An 18,593-nucleotide genomic window follows, 5' to 3' on the forward strand; every position below is an offset into this window, starting at 1 on the left:
TTCTTCAAGCTTCTCTCCCCCAACTTCCAAACGTATAATTAGGAAATTCAAGGTAAAGGGACATATTTCAATCAATTGCCTTTCAATCTATTCCCACTCAATAGTTGCCGGTGGTTTGGAGGAAATATCATAAACCACTCGGTTTACACCTTTCACGCGATTGATGATTTCATTTGACATTTTACCAAGAAACTCATAAGGTAAATGAATCCAATCAGCCGTCATTCCATCTACGGATCCTACCGCTCTCAAAGCTACAACCCGCTCATAGGTACGCTCATCACCCATGACTCCTACCGACTGAATGGGAAGCAAAATGGCTCCTGCCTGCCAGACTTGGTCATAAAGTCCGTGATTTTTCAATCCTTGGATAAATATGTGATCTACTTCCTGTAGTGTCTGTACTTTTTCTGGTGTAATATCTCCCAAAATCCGAATTGCCAAACCCGGACCCGGGAATGGATGCCGTCCGATAATGGTCTCAGGAATCTCCAATGCACGCCCTACTTCACGTACCTCGTCTTTGAACAAAGTATTCAAAGGCTCGACTACTGAAAGCTTCATAAAATCAGGCAAGCCTCCTACATTATGGTGGGATTTGATGGTAGCTGAAGGACCTTTTACAGAAACTGATTCAATTACATCGGGATAAATAGTGCCTTGACCCAGCCATTTTACACCATCTATTTTATGCGCCTCATCATCAAATACTTCGATAAAGACTCGCCCTATTGCCTTTCTTTTAGCTTCGGGATCTGAGATTCCAGCCAAGGCATCATAGAATCGCTGCTTGGAATCTACTCCAATGACATTCAATCCCATGTCCTTGTAGGAATGAAGTACTTCCTCAAATTCATTTTTGCGAAGCAACCCATTATCAACGAAAACGCAGGTCAACTGATCTCCAATGGCACGATGAATCAAAGTAGCGGCTACCGAAGAGTCTACTCCACCTGAAAGTCCCATGACTACCTTATCCGAACCGATTTTTTCTATCAGCTCAGCTACGGTCGCATCGATAAAGACGTCGGATGTCCAATCCTGAGCACAGCCACAAATCGTGACTACAAAGTTTCTGAGAAGATTTTTACCCTCGGTAGAATGGGTAACCTCTGGATGGAATTGGATTCCGTAAGTTTTTTCTCCCTCGACTTTGAAGGCGGCAACTTCCACCGAGGAAGTACTCGCAATCACCTCAAAACCTTCGGGTAATTGTTTGATGGTATCACCATGGGACATCCAAACTTGGGATCCATGGGTCATTTCTTTTAGTAGGTCATGATGCAGATCGATGTGATCCAAATTAGCACGACCATACTCTCTGATAGTAGACGGCAAAACCTCTCCCCCATACTTCTGAGCAAGAAGCTGTGAACCATAGCAAACGCCCAAAACTGGAAGCTTTCCGCGAAGACTATCCAAGTCAAGGTCAGGAGCCCCTTCATCCCGAACGCTACAGGGTGATCCAGAAAGGATTACACCTTTGATCTCGGGGGTGATTTCAGGAAGGTTATTGAAAGGATGGATTTCGCAATAAACGTTCAGTTCTCTGACTCTTCGAGCGATGAGTTGGGTGTACTGAGAACCGAAATCAAGGATGAGGATTTGTTCTGCCATGCGCAAAGGTAAGCAGGTCGGACCGATTGATAAAGGTTGGCAAAGAAAATTTGGTAGCAGATGGAAAAATTTGGTCGTGGTAGATTTAAAGATTTGAAAAACTTGTCCGCCGGGGCGGATTGAAAAATTCTTATAATCAACTATTTATGAATTGAAAAAGCTGATTTAGGATTTTCTTTTAGCAATAAACCCCAATCTTCTTCAGTGAATCCTCTTTCATTAAGAATTGGAATCAGCTTTTCAAAAATATTGGTGAAAGGCTGGAAATCTCCGCCACCCGGTTTGGCTGGATCAAACCAGCCGGCATCATGAGAAATCAGCACATTGCCCAAAATTCCATTTTCTTTGGCGAAAATCAGGCGATTCACATAGGGGTCAATTGCCCAGCCGATTCCGTCCAAGCTAATCCAAACACCCATTTCTCCCGCAACTTTATAATTTTCAAAATCTTGTTCATTTTGAGCATGAACCCACACAAATTCGGATGGATTAACACCCATTTCTTGAAGTATTCTCACCTCTTGCACAGCAGTTCTCCAAAATCCTGTATGTGAAGCTACAGTCAATCCTGTTTTTTGATGGGTAATCCCTGCTGCTTTGACTAGCTTCTGATCAATGGGCGAAAGGGTATCTGCTTCATTCACCGAAATTTTAATAAATCCTGGTTTAATACCAGTCCCTTCAATTCCAATTTCAAATTCAGCTATCCACCGATCTGCCAATTGTTCCGCAGATTCCGTTTGGACAAAATCAGGTAAATATTTCCCTCCCACAGCACCATAAAATCCGGTATTAGTCAAAATCTGAATTCCGGATTTCTCACTTAGCGATTTCAGAAGCAAGGGATCTTTGGCCAAATAGCTAGGAGTACAATCCAAAATCGTCCGAACTCCATGCTTTTTCACCTCCATCAGGTAAGGAAGCACTTTGGAAGTCACCAAATCTCGATTCCAGCGATCTGAATTGATCGAATCTGCCCCGATAAAATCCACCAGCATGTGCTCATGAATCAGCGTCAAACCCATGGAGTCAATAGGCATCGGTCCTGCGACAGTATTTATGTAATTATCAAAATTATTTGAAGGGGGATTTTGGCAGGAGCCTAAAAAGATACTTATGAAAATGAAACTCAAAAACCTGGACATAAGGAGGCGATATGATTCTTCGCTCAAGATATTGGTAGGAAGTCAATTTTACAATCTTCCAATTTTTCAATACTGACTTAATTTCCCTACTCCACCTCTTCCTCTCCAAAAAGGGTCTGTAACTCTACGGCATCAATTCCTTTCTCCTCCTGAAGAAACTTCCCAAAAGAGGCGGTACTACCATGCGTCAAATAGACCTTTTCTGCTTCAGTGCTTTCAATGGCCTGAATCAACCCTTCCCAATCAGCATGGTCAGATAGCACAAAGCCTCTATCTGCAGCTCTCCTTCTTCTGGTGCCTCGAATAGCCATCCAACCGGAGCAAATTCCCGTCCGATAAGGTGAAAATTTCCGCATCCAAGGTGTTCCCATAGCAGATGGTGGTGCGATGATCAAGCAGCCCTTAAACTCCGACTTGGGTATATCCTGAGTAACTCTGGGAACGTCTGGCAACACTACACCACTCTTTAACAATGCCTGATTGGTATTCCAAACGGCACCATGTGTAAAAACCTTGCCTATTGACAAATCCAAATTCTTTAAGATCCGTTGGGCTTTTCCCAGAGAATAAGCGAAAAGTACAGAATTTCGACCTTCTGCGGCATTATCCTTCCACCAAGAGTTGATTTGGTTAAATATTTCCAATTGGGATTCCCATTTGTAAATCGGTAATCCGAAAGTGCATTCAGACACAAATTCATGGCACTTAACCGACTCAAAGGGTGTCGATAATCCATCATCCTCCACCTTGTAATCTCCGCTGACTACTGCTATACGGCCTTTGTATTCCAACCTGATTTGGGCCGAACCAGGAATATGTCCAGCTGGATGAAGGGAAATCCTCACACCATGTATGATTAATTCCTGACCATAATCCACAGTTTCCAGACTGATTTCCTGCCCGAGGCGAAGCTTCATCACCTCGGCAGAATCGTGATGAGCAAGGTAATGTTTCATCCCCCATCGGGAATGATCGGAATGGGCATGAGTAATCACCGCCATGTCAACAGGACGCCAAGGATCTATAAAAATTCCTGCAGGTGGACAGAAAAGTCCGTAATCAGTGAGTTCGAGAAGTTGCAGAGCTATCTGGTTTTTACTTACAAACAGGCTAGGGTTTCAAAGGTTACTTTAATTCATAAAAATAAAAAGTCTGGACATCTCGCTCTACCTCATTCGCATCTTCTCCTGGTTTTGCGTTGACTGAGTACAAAAGATCTTTTTTAGTCATTAATTTGATTGGCCACTCCCCTTCCCAAATCTTTTCTTTCCCTTTAAAAATCTGATAAACAGGTGTTTTATATTTTTTCTCAATACTCATGTATTTTTCATCCCCAACGACTCTCCGATCTAAAGCATCAACTTCTTCATCAGGTGTTGCTTTCAGGTACCAAGTCAGCAGAAAGTCATTGGAATAGATAAAATCTTTATACCGAGAACCTCGTAATTCTTCGAAAAAAATACCAAAATTCTCTTGTTCTGGTGCAGGCTGAATGGGCTTAAAATCAGATCCTGGATCCAAGAATAGCGAATCTTTAAGGACTAGCTCAGGATAGCTATAGGTATAAATCATCGGGGTTAGCATAAACTGCAAATCAATTCGATCACCATGAATTTTTGCAACAGGATCATAACCTATATAATCTCCCGGTTTTTGAATGTAATTAAGAGAAGTAGGGACCTTTGAACTAAATAACACGTCTCCTTGAAAATTACTCACTTTTAAGAAATCATACTCGTCCATTTTGATTCGGTTTTCCATCCTGATTTTATCTAGGTCAGATTCTAAATAACCAAACCTAAACTGATACCCCCCCTCCACCAAGAAGCCCTGTGTATCTCCCATCATCCGAGTCATAATTTGAATGCGAGAAGGGCTTGATTCTATTAAATTAAACTGAAGATCATACAAATAATTGCCAGTGTATGTTTCTACAAAGATTTTTTCATTTCTCACAAATCTGCAGGCAGTAAAATAGCTAGACTTATAACTGTCCGGACCATCTCCTGATCGATTGGCAGTGCGAATGATTGTTCCAGATGAGTCGGTTAAAATCAATTCGTCCGATTGAAAATCAAAAAACAAAAAATATTGACCATCAAAGCTATAGTCCAGTAAGGTAGGAACCACCAAACGGTCAATTTGCATGCTGTCTACCAAGGTAAGGGTTGGTGTTTTTTCCAATTGGTCATCAGCTTCAGGACCGGATTGTTTGCAAGAACTTAAGCAAATCGATATGAATGCAATAAAAATGAAGTTTTTCATCGAATCTTAGTTTGCTTTAAACTTAAATATATTTCGAAAACTAAAAAATAAGCTATCTTAAAAAATCCTAAAATTTAAATCTCTTCCACTTCCCGATCGGGTTTTGCATAGCTAAGTCGTGCAAGTTTTTTTCCAATGTGATATTCATCCAACCCTGAGACAGTCACCGCTTCCAACACATTCAAATCCAAGGAGCCATCAGTCCGAAGACCTTTTTCTTCAACATAAATATGATCAATACTTCCAATGACCAATACTGTTTGATTTACCTTGAGAGTTTGAGTTTCCACCAAGGAGCAACCTAGCTTCAAAGGACTATTTTTAACATAAGGAGCGAAGAATTTATTGAGAAATTCAGCCTCTAACCCTGTTTTTTCAAACTCTGAACCATCCCAGCGGGCAGAAGTCCAATGAGCCTCTTTGTAAAAAGAAGGAGTCACTTGATTCATGGTAAAGTACCCTGCTTCTAAAATGTTTTCAAGCGTATCCCTCTGCACAGTATGGGGTCTAAAAAGAATCCCAACCAAAGGCGGACTTGCGCCAATGTGAAAAACCTGAGAAAAAGGAGCCAAGTTGGATATCCCCTCAGAGCTTTTAGTACCTATGAGATTCAGACTTTTATATCCAGAAAGACAATTAATCAGATTCCTCCGAAAGAAAGAATCTGATTCTAATATTTCATCTTTAGTAAAGTGCTTGATCATTTGGCAATAGCTTCCTCAATGGTATCACAATATTTGATATCCAATTGATCAATAATGTTGTCTGGGTAATTTTGCAGGATTTGAGCTTTGGCGATTTGAACCATTTTCTCAAACCATTTTTCATCAGGAAGAATTTTACGGTGTGTTTTCACCCCATATTCCAGCATTTCCTTTTTCCAATAGATGAAATACCATTCCATGGTAGGTTGATGAAAAGCTCTCAGCGACCGCTTATCAAAGATGAATTTCTCATAATTCCCTGCTTTGACTATTTCACCGATCTGATGAAAAGCTTCCTTGAAGTCTTCGATTGGAATGTAGTCGGCAAGAAGTTCACAAATAACAATTTTTAATTCTGGACTGATCAGCACGCGAACATATTTTTGTTCAAAGGCCAGTTCAAAATCCTGCGTCTCGGAGGTATGCAAGGTGTCGTTCATGGCAATAGATCGGGATTAGTAAACAGATTTTTTTCGCGCTTCTTCAGTGCGGTTAACTTCATCTTTAAATTGCTCCAGGCGTACCTCAAGATTTGAGGCATACTCTAGGGTAGTCCGCATCATCTCTTGCTGAGAGCGGATTTGCTCTTTCAATCTTGAAAGCTCCTGATTGACTTCTGAAAGCTTGGACTCGTATTCTTTTTGTAGCCTTTCTTTTTCTAATTGGGCTTTCCTCAACTCTTCCTTAAAAAGTAGGAATGATTCAGGTGGTGTCTTCATATTCACAGCTCGTTCATCTCGGGACCGTACCCGTATTAATGACAAATTCAGGGATGAAAATGTTTAAAATCACTTCAAATTAGACATTCCTCCATCTAAATGAAGAATCTGACCCGTCATCCAAGATGCATCATCAGATAGCAAGTATTCAGCCGCCTTGGCTATGTCTGCTGGTGTTCCAAATCTACCAATCGGATGACGCTTATTGCTTGCTTCTCGCTTATCATCACTTGATAGCAAAGCAGAAGCTAACGGAGTATCTGTCAAAGACGGTGCGATAGCATTTACTCTAATGTTATTAGGCGCCCACTCTGCTGCTAGTGAACGGGTTAGTCCTTCGATGGCACCTTTCGCAGCGGCTATACTCGCGTGGAAGCCCATTCCTGTCTGCACAGCAACTGTACTGAATAAAACAACTGATGCACTTTCAGATTTCTTTAGGCTTTTCATACATGCTTGAAGCACTCGTACAGCACCCAGAAAGTTGATATCAAGTTCCTGTTGGAATTCTGAAATGGAAATCCGGTGAAAAGGCTTCAAATTAATTGTGCCCGGAGCATATACAAGTCCATCAATAACCTCAGGTAGACCGGGAATATCTGAAAAGTCTTCAGTCGTATCCAAGGCTGTGGTGCCTTCCCCACTTTTTGAATACAAAAATAAATTTGCTCCTTTCGCCTTCAAGGCTTCTGCGAGTTCTTTTCCGATTCCTGAGTTTCCTCCTATTAGGACGATATTTTTTCCGTTCATACTGTTGTTTTGTTTCTTTTTTAAGAATCTTTTTATCAAAGATTTGTTTTGAATAAGTCACAAAAAAAACCGGACAATAGCCCGGTTTCTAAGTTGGTTTAGCTATTTATTACTTTTCGAGACTGATATATTTCAGAAACTCGTTTCTTGTTTGTTCGTCGGTGTCAAATTTGCCACTGTAGAATGAAGTCACTGTAGAACTGTTGGTATCATTGATACCTCTTGAACTTACGCACATGTGATATGCGTCCATAATTACCGCCACATCATCAGTTCCCAATGCCTCTTTGAGATCGTTTCCTATCTGCATGGTCAACCTTTCCTGAACCTGAGGTCTTTTGGAGTAGTACTGTACAATCCTATTGATCTTAGAAAGCCCGATCACATTTCCATTTGAAATGTAAGCTACATGAGCTCGACCATAAATCGGTACGAAGTGGTGTTCGCAGTGTGAGAAGAAGGTAATGTCCTTCTCGACAAGCATTTGATTGTATTGAAATTTATTTTCAAAAAGCTTTGCAACTGGCTTATTTTTGGGATTAAGTCCTGCAAAAACTTCCTTGACATACATCTTAGCCACTCGATGGGGTGTCCCCTTGAGACTGTCGTCAGTAAGATCAAGTCCAAGAATATTCATGATTTCTTTGAAATGCTTCTCGATCAATTCGACCTTGAGGTCGTCATCCATTTCAAAGGCATCTTCACGAAGTGGAGTCTCTACTGAAGAAGCCAAATGCTCCTCACCAAGTTCTTCATAAGATGCACGGGCAATATCAATTCCCATCGAAGTCAACATAGTTTCTTTCTGTTTCATAGAGTCGAATGCTTAATTCGAATTTCCGATCAATTTTCTCCCTCAAAATATTCCAAATAACCACTGCAATGTTTTCTGCAGTTGGGTTGAGATTTTTGAATTCATCGGTATCCAAGTTTAGGTTTTTATGATCAAATTTATTTAATACATGCTCTTTGATAAGATCACTCAACACCTTCATGTCATAAACATAACCTGTATCGGGATCGATATCGCCACGTAGACTTACGTGCAGGTCATAATTGTGTCCGTGAAAATTGGGATTATTACACTTTCCAAAGATGTCAGCATTTTTTTCATCTGACCAATTTGGATTGTGAAGCCGGTGAGCGGCGTTGAAGTGTTCTTTGCGAATTACTGTTACTTTCATGCAATTTGGAAACAGCAGTTTTTTAAATTTTGTTTAATATTTCTATTATTTCTTTAAACAAATTATTTAAGTCGTTGAATTTCTGCTATTTAAATTTTAAGTGTTGGCTTATGCTATTTCTATTTTTTTGGTGAAACGTACTAACACCACGAATTCAACGTTTGCTTTTCTGAAAATAGTTCATGCTACGATTAATCTTTTTTGACCTTGATCAAAAGATTATTTGGAACTTATGCTTGAATTTGAGGATTATCAAAATAACCTGAAGCAAAACCCAAGCCTATGCACCTATTCCACATTGCCTTATTCTCTTTACTGCTCAATTTCCACCCAGAAAAAGAAATCCCAAGCGAAGATTTATCTTCAACATACAGCTCTCCTTTAGAAAGTCTATATGAGGAAATCGCCTCAAACACCCCAAACCTGCCCCAGAAAGAAGTATTTGAATATGCGTTCAAAGGCTGGGAACAACTGGAGTCCAATATTTCAAATCAACTCATCACTATCATTGATTTTAGTCTTCCTTCTACCGAAAAAAGACTCTGGGTCATCGATCCTATCAATAAACTCGTACTCGTGAATTCTGTGGTTTCCCATGGCAGAAATTCCGGAGAGCTTTATGCCACAAACTTTTCCAATAAACCCTCTTCATACAAAAGCAGTTTGGGATTCTATAAAACGGCCGAAACTTATCACGGCAAGCATGGCCTTTCCCTTCGATTGGATGGCCTGGAGAAAGGTTTCAATGACTTAGCCAGACCAAGAGCGATTGTAATTCACGGTGCCGACTATGCTAGGGAAGAGTTTATTTCAGCAGCGGGTCGTCTCGGAAGGAGTTTAGGTTGCCCAGCCTTACCTAGCGAGCTATCCAAAGAGGTCATAGAGCTAATCAAGGAAGGTTCACTGCTCTTTATTTATGGAGAAGATCAAAACTATCTCAGCAATTCAAAGCTTATTTCTGCTTCATTTTCTAAGCAAGGTTAATACCTCTTCATCCCTCCCATAGATATCTGGCCGATAATTTGGCTTTCCTGTAGCATCAGCCCAAAACGTCAAATAGATCAGATAAACCGGTATTTTTTCCTTCAGATTGACCGTCTGTTCCTGCTGACTGTTCATCGCATCCCAAATTTTCTGATCATTCCATTCTTTTTGATCCTGAAGAAGAAGCTGTGCAAGCTCTCTTGGTTTTTCTAGTCGAATGCATCCATGACTCAATGCTCTCTCTTCTCGTCCAAATAGCGACTTGGCAGGAGTGTCATGAATGTAAACGCTATGTTTATTTGGAAACATAAATTTGACCAAACCAAGTGAGTTTTGGGGCCCGGGTTTTTGCCTTACCAGATAGGGAATGGTACGCTTTTTCCAATCAATTATACTTGGATCCACGACTTCTCTATTGTAAGTCAAAACTTCCATATTTTTTTGAGTAAGGTAATTTGGGTTTTTCCTTACCGAGGGAATGATCTCATTTCTTACAATCGACTCAGGAATATTCCAATAAGGGCTAAAGACCAGATAACTCATTTTCGCCTCAAAAACCGGCGATTGATGATAGGATTTGCCTACGATAACTTTGGATTGAAAAATAGTATCCTCCTTATCCAAAAGGACCAACTTATAATCTGCAATATTCACTAAGATAGCCTTACTCCCATTCTTTTTACCATCAAGCCATCGAAGCCTTTCCAAATTCACAGCTACCTTATCCATCATATCTTTTGGGGATTGACTTAGAGAAGCTAAGGTGTTTTTCCCTATGATACCATCACTAGTCATTCCATGAAAGGATTGATAAGCCTGGACGGATTTCATCAAAAGAGAATCATATATCCGCTCCGTCAAATCATTTCCTCCGGCATAACCCCAGAACTGAAGTCGTTCACGGATCTCAGGAATCAGGGAATGGCTATCGCCTACTTTGATTGATTTATTGACACTGAGTGAAGACCAGTCCAAGCTATCTACTTTAGAAAGCTCGGATAGATTACGAAGAATCTCCCTCCCACGCAGATAAATTCTAAACTCTGGGTAATATTGAAAAATATTTGATCTTACCCGTTGGGTTTGTTCGATTTGATTGAGGAAAGCTATCGGGTCAAAGGACTCTTTTGTTTGGATAATTTCCCATCCCCATTGAAGCTCCGAAGGATCTACCTTGCCTACATGCAGGTGTTTTGCCAACTGAATTAATCCATCACTTAGAAGCAACTCCAAGTCTACCAGATCTGTCCAATCACTTTTCTCATCTATCTTTTTGTTGGATTCGTAATTTTCAATAAGTGTATTGATCAAGTCCCAATGGTAATCCGAAGGCTGTAAACCATCAAATTTAGCCTGTTCTAATTCATACCGCCCTTCGTAAGCCAACTCCCCTATCCTAGCTTCTTTGCTCCAGACAAATTGAAAGTCTCTCGAAGAATAAAACTTAAAGAGTTCTCCAAAATTCTGAATGCTTCGCCCTCTTACTTCTAAACCAACACTGGCGTCCGTATTTTCTAAGCGTTGCCGAAGCAAATCAGTCTCTTGGCCATAGCTGATGAACCCTAAAAGAAAAAAGTAACAAAGCAGTCTGAATCTCATTGTGTCTATTCAATCTTAAAATCCTGGTACTTTCGGCCCAAAGTCCATGAATCCTTCAGCATGGATAGGAAATCTCCCATTCGATGAAGGGGAATCAAATTGGGGCCATCGCTGAGGGCTTTTGCTGGCTCAGGATGTGTCTCAATAAAAAAACCATCTATACCTGTAGACGCAGCTGCTCTTGCCAAAAAAGGTGCAAACTCCCGCTGTCCGCCACTAGTTCCTCCCTGGCCCCCTGGCTGCTGTACCGAATGAGTAATATCAAACACTACCGGTGCAAACTGCCTCATGATTGGCAAGCCACGCATATCGACTACCAAATTGTGGTACCCCAAAGAAAAGCCGCGCTCGGTAAGACAGACATTTTCATTTCCGGCAGATCTCACTTTTTTGACTGCAAACTGCATGTCTTCGGGTGCCATAAACTGTCCTCTTTTAATCTTCACAGCCTTTCCGGTCTCGGCTGCAGCGATCAGCAAATCGGTTTGTCTACATAAAAATGCAGGAATCTGGAGCACATCTACTACCTCGGCCACTTCTTTGGCCTGATAGCTTTCATGGATATCAGTCACCAAAGGAATATTCAAAGCTTGACCTACACGCTGAAGCACCTCCAGGGATTTATCCATTCCGATACTTCGAAAAGATCCCGAAGAAGTCCGGTTAGCCTTGTCAAAGGATGCTTTGAAAACGTAGGAAAAACCATTCCCTTCAGCCCATTCTTTTACTTTCGTGCCGATTTCCAGACAGATATCGTAGCTTTCTACCGCACAGGGTCCCGCAAAAAGCACAGGCTTTTCTCCCCCTAAAACCACAGAGTCTGTGATTTTCATTTGACTATCAGTTCTCTTCATTTTCTGTTTCGTTGTATGAATCAATTATCGAGCTCAGCTTTCCTTTGGCATAGAGAAGCAGGTCCCCCATTTCCCGGAAGACTCCCTTGCCTCCTGCATAGCGACTGACCCAATCCACCTGTGCGCTCACGTATGGCAGGGCATCAGAAGGACAGCAAGAAAGGCCGATTTTTTTCAAAATTGGTAAATCGATCAAATCATCCCCGATGTAGGCCACTTCATGATGGGAAAGCTCAAGTGTATCCAGAAGCTCATTCAGCTTTTTGCCCTTGTCTTTTATTCCATGATAGTGGAAATCAAACCGAAGCTCCTCACAGCGATTTTCAACCACTTTGGACTTTCGTCCTGTAATCGCTCCAATCAAAAACCGGTTTTTACGGAGATGCTTGACTATCAAACCATCTTTTACCTGAAACTTTTTGAATTCCAGCCCATTATCATCATAAATAATCCCACCATCAGTCAATACACCGTCAATATCGGTGATTAAAAGCTTGATGTTTTTGGCTTTCTCCAAAATCTCCGCAGGAATATGGCTAAAGTAGTCTTGGATTATTTTTTCTGTTTCCATTGGATCGAATATAAGTCAAGTCTACGCTGTTCCAAATTCCGAACACTTCCTGCTTTCCGCTGCTTGGTCAATAAATCCAAATCTACATCCGCAACAATGGTCGTTTCTGCATTCTCTGACGCCTGAGCTACGATGGAATCATGCGGGAAAGAAAAATCTGATGGGCTGTAAATTGCAGCCTGGGAATACTGAATATCCATGTTTTCAACCTTTGGAAGGTTCCCTACAGATCCGGTGATAGCCACGTAGCACTCATTTTCGATGGCCCGAGATCTGGCACAAGTATTTACCCGAAGGAAGGCATTTTTGGTATCCGTCCAGAATGGTACAAATAGGATGTCCATCTCTTGCTCCGCCAGAATTCTTCCCAACTCGGGGAATTCTACATCATAACAAATCAATATTCCTATCCTTCCGGCATCGGTATCGAAAACGTGAATTCCATTTCCTCCCTGAAGTCCCCAATAAGCCGCTTCATCAGGTGTAATATGCAATTTGTATTGTTTGGCCTGCGTACCATCTCTTCGGCAGAGATAGCTTACGTTTCGAAGCTTTTTTCCATCATACTCAGGCATCGAACCCGCAATGATATTGACATTATAAGAAACGGCTAGATCGCTCATCCTGCCCACAATTTCATCTGTATAGTCAGCTAAGTTCCGAATCGCTTCTGAGGCATCCATATCGTTGAATTCGGCCAGAAGTGGAGCATTGAAAAATTCAGGAAGAAGGCAGAAATCCGATTTATAACCTGAAACGGTATCCACAAAAAACTCCACCTGCTGCATCAGATCATCCACGTTTGAAAATCGGCGCATTTTCCACTGTACCAATCCCAAGCGTACGATGGACTTCTTATTACCGATAAGCTTCTCATCCTTTTCGTAATAAATATTGATCCACTCCAGCAAGGTAGCATAGGCTCTAGAGTCCTTATCCTCAGGAAGATACTTGGTAATTACTTTTCTTACGTGAAACTCATTTGCAAGCTGAAATGAAAGTACCGGATCAAAAATCTCCTTATTTTTCACCAACTCGATATACTTCCTTGGAGTCATCTCCTCGGCATGTTTGGAATATCCCGGAATACGACCACCGGCAATTATCGACCGAAGATTCAAATTCTCACATAGCTCCTTCCTTGCATCATACAAACGCCTTCCTAGTCGCATTCCTCGGTATTCGGAATGTACAAAAACATCCGTCCCATAGAGGGTATCTCCATCATGATCATGGGTATCAAACTTCCCGAACCCTGTAATCTGATCGTAGGTGTGATTATCTCCAAACCTTCCGTAATCGACAATGATACTTAAAGCCGCAGCAACTACTTTTCCATTATCTTCGATACAAATCTGACCTTCCGGAAAAACCTTGAGTTGATTTTTCAACTCTTCCCTTGTCCAGGCCATTCCTTTGTTTCGGTAGATGGATACCATTATTTCTCGGATATCATCAAAATCCGAAAGCTTGATATTCCGAAGTTTCAATCGATGTTCGAGCTCTTCTCGTTGTTTACTCATAGTTCAAAATTAAGGATTTTCGATCAAAAATTTTAAATCACAATCCTAACCGGGTACTTTTCAGAATTTTATTTTGATTTTTAAGAATGAATGTAAATTCTGACTTTAGGGTCGATAATTATTGATATTTTGCTTACAAAATTCGACTAATATTTCGAAATCTATGCAATCAGACTCATCAACTGTTTCTAATTCTAATTCGAGCAACTTCGATTTGCTGGAGTGGATAGATCAAATCATGAACCTGAGTCTTTTCAACTTGGGTGATTCTAAATTAACGATTGGGCTCGTCCTAACGCTTATTTTTTCCTTTCTCGTTCTTTTTATAGGATCTGAATGGATCAGAAGACTACTGGTCAATCGGATTTTGAAAAAATATAGTATCACTGAAGGTACGCGACTTTCGATTGGAACGATAGTCAAGTATGTTTTGATCCTAGCTGGTGTTTTTTCGATTCTTCAGACGAATGGGATTGATTTAAGTGCTTTTGGGGTCTTGGCAGGAGCGATTGGTGTTGGTATCGGTTTTGGTCTTCAAAACATCACAAACAACTTCATCAGCGGGCTCATCATTCTTTTTGAGCAGCCTATCAAAGTGGGAGACCGAATCGAAGTGGGAGATGTCAATGGAGATGTCATCAAAATCTCAGCCCGATCCACTATGGTTGTCACCAATGATAATATCACCATCGTTGTACCAAATAGCCAATTTATTGATAATCAAGTAATCAACTGGTCTCACTCTGACCGAATGGTCCGTTTTAATTTTCCAGTGGGTGTAGCTTATCGGGAAGATCCGGAAAAAGTAAGAAGAATTTTGCTCGAGGTAGCCAAAGACAATAAGGGAGTTTTAGAAAGCCCCGAATCAGATGTCCTTTTTGAAGAATATGGAGACAACAGCATCAATTTCAACCTCAGAGTATGGACCTCAGAGTATGTCAATCGACCAAAGGTTCTGAAAAGCCAGCTTTTATATGAAATTTTCAAACGGTTCAAAGAGCAAGGAGTCGAAATCCCATTTCCACAGCGCGATCTACACTTACGATCAGGATTTGAAAATTTAAAAAATTAGGGTAATTTTCGCCCATTGGAAGAAATGGACCGAGCAGGCCTGATAATGAGAAAGCTAGGCTTTATAGTTGTATTTTTGATAGGCTGGAGTTATCAAGCCAGTGCGCAAAGCTTTTACCGTTATCGGTTTGAGGAGCCATGGTCGATTTCTGCCAGCATAGGTCCTACCCAGTATTTTGGAGAGCTTTATTCCTTCTGGAAATACAATGAAGGAGTTCAGCCAGACTGGAATGCAAATATTGCCTTTCATAGAACTATAGGAACAAATCTCAGAGCCAAAGGAGAATTCTCCTACATCAAAATGTCCGGTCAAGATCCTCCCTCCGATCCGAGGGCTTTTCGTACCCCTAGAAACCTTCATTTCCGAGCTCGAAACTGGGAAGTTTCAGGAGTAATCCAATATTTTTGGCACCCTGTCAAAGTTCCGAATATCCACCGGCCTCTTTGGAACCCATACATTTTCGTAGGTATAGGAATGTCCACCAACAATCCTCAAGCTCAACTCGATGGAGAATGGGTGGATCTGAGGCCACTGGCATTGGAAAACAACCCCTATGATCGATTCATCACCGTCTTTCCTATGGGACTTGGCTTCAAATACAAGCTAAATGTGTACATGGATCTGACTTTCGAAGGGAATTACCGCTTCACTTTGACAGACTACATGGATGATATTTCTGCCTATAATGTGTCGGAGTTTTATTTGGACTTGGTGGATGATTATGTATCGGGTAGAAATCCAGATCGACTTCGATTAGCTATCCGAAATCCCGATTTTTTGGATGATAATGGAATGCCGGATGTGGACAAAATTTTAAGAAACAATGGCCGTGTTCGTAGAGGATCTGGGCTCACACACCGATTCGACGGATACATGACAGTGAATGTTGGCCTGGAGATTCATTGGTCCAGGGATATTTTCGACAACTGGATTTTCAGAAACCGAATTAATGAGAAGCGCTTCAGATTCTGGTAATCTTTATCCTTTCCTCACTACCCTAGGTTTTTATCCAAAACTTTTATTGGTATCCAAAGTCTTTTTTCTGAATTGGTAGAGATTTACCTAAATTCACTCTTGCTGTACACTATTCTCTGACTAAAGTCGAGAATTAATCATTTCAAGTTTTGACCTTTCAAATTTGGGACTTTCTGGCTGGGCTGGGAATCTTCCTTCTGGGCATGCATCAGATGGAGGCTGGTCTTAATGAGTTTAGCGGTAAGACTTTTCGTCGCTTGCTCCAAAAATTTACTGATACTCCTATCAAGGGGATTATCAGCGGCACCCTAGTGACTGCACTTTTACAAAGTAGTTCTTTGGTCACTTTGATGGTTTTAGCTTTCCTAGGCGCCGGAATAATTAGATTTAGCCATGCAGCAGGAGTCATTTTAGGGGCCAACCTAGGTACAACTGTTACCGCATGGCTGGTTTATAGCCTTGGTTTCAAAGTAGATATCGCTTCATTCTCTTTACCCCTGATCGGCGTTGGCGCTTTACTTTTCATTTTAGCATCCCGTTACTTTATTCTGAAAAATCTAGGCTCCTTTTTATTGGGTTTTGGACTTTTATTCTTTGGTATTGATTTGATGAAAGGGTCGATTGAATACTTGGCAGAAAACTTTGATTTTAGCCTGTATGCGGACTGGGGTTTAGTTGTTTTTGCTTTGATTGGACTTATCCTTACTGCCATCATTCAGTCAAGTTCGGCGACCTTAGTAATCCTACTTAGTGCGATTAGCTCAGGGATTTTAGGACTAGATCAAGCTGCAGCAGCTACCGTTGGGGCCAATATCGGTACCACAGTCACCGTCAGTTTGGGAGCCCTCGGAGGTACTCCGGATAAAAAAAGGCTGGCCTCACTTCATTTTCTTTTCAATGTAGTTACCGGACTGATTGTCTTGTTTTTTATACCGTTGATTATTCAATGGATAAGCAGCCTACCTATTGGACAAGACCCGCTTTTGGATCTAGCCCTCTTCAATACCATCTTGAATGCATTCGGAGTTCTGCTTTTCCTTCCATTTATCAAACCTATCACCAAATGGCTTAAAGGCCGTTTCCTCACAAAAGAAAAACCCCACACCCTTTACATTCAGAATGTTGACGTAGCTGTTCCTGAGGCGGCAATTCAAGCATTGGAAAAGGAAATTGAGGAACTTTTTGTGAAGACAAAAAAATTCATTTCTCTAACTATCATGGAGGAGGACATTCCATCCCCCAAACAGGGGATATTCGAAAAAATACTGAGCAGACCCGTTGAATACCTAGGGTTATATCAAAGCTTGAAGCTCGTAGAGGATGAAATTACTACCTATCATCTCAAACTTCTAAAGACGAGTATTACTGAGGAGGAGGCAAAAAAACTCACATCACTGATGCTTTCCGTGCGATTGATGATCTTCTCAGCTAAGGATTTTAAGGATATACATCACAATATCAGGGAGTTAAGAAACTCGTCTAGAAACCTTCCGAAGGATTTCTTGGAAGAATTAAAAGTAAAATTCGAAGAGCGAATTCTTGAAATTGATCAACTGGCCAAAGTTGAACAACCTGAGATTCAAGTTCCATCGTGGATGCGTGAATCGGAGCTAGACTCCAGTCAATTGGTTGAAAAATTATTTCAGGAAGCAAAAAGTCATAAAACCGACATCCCTTTTTCAACCTTTACGAATGTCGCTAGGGAATTTTCTAGAGGACTGTATAATTTGGGTGCCGCTGTATTGCATTGGCGACACCCAATCAATGAAGTTTTTGACCCCTCTGAAGATACTAAAAGTCAAGCTTTAACACTCAAGACACCTAAATCTCCTTGAAAGAGGACAGTCTCTGTCACCCCAATCTGATAAGCTGGACTTAGCTTATGATCTCCTGAAACAAGAGCTACCAAATGAAGCCCCTCTTCTTCACAAAAGGCAACGATTCCTTTTTCTACCTCTTCGGCGCTGTAGGTATGTTGGTGAAATACTATTTCCTCGTTACCAGCCTGGAACAGTTTCATTCCATCCTGGATTTTTTCTGAAGTATGGAAATTTCCTGGAGTATTGACAAAAAGCTGGTGAACAGATGCCTTGAAAGCTTTTACAAAAGGCTTGATTTTCGCGAAAGCCTTTGGGGTATCTTGCTGGAAGGTAGAAGCAAAGGCGATTTTCCGAAGATCATTTCCATCCAAAGCCACCTTGACAGCCAATACCGGCATATCTGCCATTCTTAGAATCTTTTGGAGATTAGAACCTATGAATTTCCCTTCAGTATACCCTTTTCCATAGGCCCCCATCACGATCATATCAGCCTCGGAGCGATTAGCTTCACGGAGGATTTGCTCATGCGGCACCCCAATTTTCACTACCTGTTCGATTGGAGCCTTGGCAGGTGCTATTTGCTGAATGTATTCGGGCAATATCTCCTCAGCCTCGGTCTTTTGTTCGATTAGGTCTGTATATTTCAATTTTGCTTCCTCAGAGAGTTTTTCAAAGTCTACCTCGGAAGGAATGACCGTCACACAGACAATCGTTGCTCCAGACTTCACACTTATTTTTTGTGCAGTTTTCAGAGCCTCTAGTGAATAGGTAGAAAAATCAAAGGGAACGACAATGGTTTTCATAGCTTTTG

Annotated in this window: 19 protein-coding genes; 4 read left to right on the forward strand and 15 right to left on the reverse strand. The window is 41.2% G+C overall.

The window, feature by feature from the left end:
* Positions 1 to 87: 87 nt before the first annotated feature.
* From guaA to OU792_RS08745, 10 genes are all read right to left on the reverse strand, one after another.
* Complete coding sequence (gene guaA / locus OU792_RS08700) at positions 88 to 1,617, reverse strand: glutamine-hydrolyzing GMP synthase (RefSeq protein ID WP_274669963.1); 1,530 nt, start codon at positions 1,615 to 1,617, stop codon at positions 88 to 90.
* 140 nt (positions 1,618 to 1,757) lie between these two features.
* Entirely contained in the window at positions 1,758 to 2,657 is a 900-nt protein-coding gene (locus tag OU792_RS08705; RefSeq protein WP_274669964.1) for a phosphotriesterase family protein, read from the reverse strand.
* Positions 2,658 to 2,848: 191 nt separating this feature from the next.
* A complete protein-coding gene (locus OU792_RS08710; protein ID WP_134201961.1) occupies positions 2,849 to 3,844 on the reverse strand; it encodes a ligase-associated DNA damage response exonuclease in 996 nt (331 codons plus the stop codon).
* Between the two features lie 43 nt (positions 3,845 to 3,887).
* Positions 3,888 to 5,027, reverse strand: a complete 1,140-nt coding sequence (locus OU792_RS08715; RefSeq protein ID WP_134201960.1) for a hypothetical protein — start codon at positions 5,025 to 5,027, stop codon at positions 3,888 to 3,890.
* A gap of 74 nt (positions 5,028 to 5,101) precedes the next feature.
* Complete coding sequence (locus OU792_RS08720) at positions 5,102 to 5,731, reverse strand: flavin reductase family protein (protein WP_134202982.1); 630 nt, start codon at positions 5,729 to 5,731, stop codon at positions 5,102 to 5,104.
* On the reverse strand, positions 5,728 to 6,171 hold the full coding sequence (locus OU792_RS08725; RefSeq protein WP_026945134.1) for a hypothetical protein: 444 nt from the start codon (positions 6,169 to 6,171) through the stop codon (positions 5,728 to 5,730). The genes OU792_RS08720 and OU792_RS08725 overlap by 4 nt, the downstream gene beginning before the upstream one ends.
* Before the next feature lie 15 nt (positions 6,172 to 6,186).
* Positions 6,187 to 6,450, reverse strand: a complete 264-nt coding sequence (locus OU792_RS08730) for a hypothetical protein (protein ID WP_026945133.1) — start codon at positions 6,448 to 6,450, stop codon at positions 6,187 to 6,189.
* Positions 6,451 to 6,519: 69 nt separating this feature from the next.
* A complete protein-coding gene (locus OU792_RS08735; protein ID WP_274669965.1) occupies positions 6,520 to 7,200 on the reverse strand; it encodes an SDR family NAD(P)-dependent oxidoreductase in 681 nt (226 codons plus the stop codon).
* A 109-nt stretch (positions 7,201 to 7,309) separates the two neighbouring features.
* Positions 7,310 to 8,014: a GTP cyclohydrolase I FolE gene (gene folE / locus OU792_RS08740; protein WP_026945131.1), complete on the reverse strand. Its 705-nt coding sequence runs from the start codon at positions 8,012 to 8,014 to the stop codon at positions 7,310 to 7,312.
* Positions 7,974 to 8,384 (reverse strand): 6-pyruvoyl trahydropterin synthase family protein, encoded by a 411-nt coding sequence (locus tag OU792_RS08745; protein ID WP_024281987.1) that lies wholly within the window; start codon positions 8,382 to 8,384, stop codon positions 7,974 to 7,976. Before OU792_RS08745 ends, folE begins: the two co-directional genes overlap by 41 nt.
* 282 nt (positions 8,385 to 8,666) lie before the next feature.
* Here OU792_RS08745 and OU792_RS08750 point away from each other — a divergent pair, with 282 nt between their 5' ends.
* Positions 8,667 to 9,368: a murein L,D-transpeptidase catalytic domain family protein gene (locus OU792_RS08750; RefSeq protein ID WP_134202984.1), complete on the forward strand. Its 702-nt coding sequence runs from the start codon at positions 8,667 to 8,669 to the stop codon at positions 9,366 to 9,368.
* Here OU792_RS08750 and OU792_RS08755 read toward each other — a convergent pair.
* From OU792_RS08755 to OU792_RS08770, 4 genes are read right to left on the reverse strand one after another with little or no spacing between them, the layout of a single operon-like run.
* Complete coding sequence (locus OU792_RS08755; RefSeq protein ID WP_274669966.1) at positions 9,348 to 10,967, reverse strand: L,D-transpeptidase family protein; 1,620 nt, start codon at positions 10,965 to 10,967, stop codon at positions 9,348 to 9,350. The genes OU792_RS08750 and OU792_RS08755 overlap by 21 nt on opposite strands.
* A 5-nt stretch (positions 10,968 to 10,972) precedes the next feature.
* On the reverse strand, positions 10,973 to 11,800 hold the full coding sequence (gene kdsA, locus OU792_RS08760; protein WP_274669967.1) for a 3-deoxy-8-phosphooctulonate synthase: 828 nt from the start codon (positions 11,798 to 11,800) through the stop codon (positions 10,973 to 10,975).
* Positions 11,801 to 11,807: 7 nt separating this feature from the next.
* Complete coding sequence (locus OU792_RS08765; RefSeq protein ID WP_166669436.1) at positions 11,808 to 12,392, reverse strand: KdsC family phosphatase; 585 nt, start codon at positions 12,390 to 12,392, stop codon at positions 11,808 to 11,810.
* Positions 12,374 to 13,915: a bifunctional GNAT family N-acetyltransferase/carbon-nitrogen hydrolase family protein gene (locus OU792_RS08770; RefSeq protein ID WP_026945126.1), complete on the reverse strand. Its 1,542-nt coding sequence runs from the start codon at positions 13,913 to 13,915 to the stop codon at positions 12,374 to 12,376. The genes OU792_RS08765 and OU792_RS08770 overlap by 19 nt, the downstream gene beginning before the upstream one ends.
* A gap of 163 nt (positions 13,916 to 14,078) precedes the next feature.
* Here OU792_RS08770 and OU792_RS08775 point away from each other — a divergent pair, with 163 nt between their 5' ends.
* The 3 genes from OU792_RS08775 (at position 14,079) to OU792_RS08785 (ending at position 17,797) form a co-directional block, all read left to right on the forward strand.
* Complete coding sequence (locus tag OU792_RS08775; RefSeq protein WP_026945125.1) at positions 14,079 to 14,987, forward strand: mechanosensitive ion channel family protein; 909 nt, start codon at positions 14,079 to 14,081, stop codon at positions 14,985 to 14,987.
* Positions 14,988 to 15,032: 45 nt separating this feature from the next.
* Complete coding sequence (locus OU792_RS08780) at positions 15,033 to 15,962, forward strand: hypothetical protein (RefSeq protein ID WP_026945124.1); 930 nt, start codon at positions 15,033 to 15,035, stop codon at positions 15,960 to 15,962.
* Positions 15,963 to 16,111: 149 nt separating this feature from the next.
* Positions 16,112 to 17,797 (forward strand): Na/Pi cotransporter family protein, encoded by a 1,686-nt coding sequence (locus OU792_RS08785; protein WP_274669968.1) that lies wholly within the window; start codon positions 16,112 to 16,114, stop codon positions 17,795 to 17,797.
* Here the strand turns inward: OU792_RS08785 and OU792_RS08790 are convergent.
* Positions 17,761 to 18,585, reverse strand: a complete 825-nt coding sequence (locus tag OU792_RS08790; RefSeq protein ID WP_274669969.1) for a universal stress protein — start codon at positions 18,583 to 18,585, stop codon at positions 17,761 to 17,763. The genes OU792_RS08785 and OU792_RS08790 overlap by 37 nt on opposite strands.
* Between the last annotated feature and the right edge of the window lie 8 nt (positions 18,586 to 18,593).

Source organism: Algoriphagus sp. NF (genome assembly GCF_028823735.1).
Lineage (GTDB): Bacteria > Bacteroidota > Bacteroidia > Cytophagales > Cyclobacteriaceae > Algoriphagus > Algoriphagus marincola.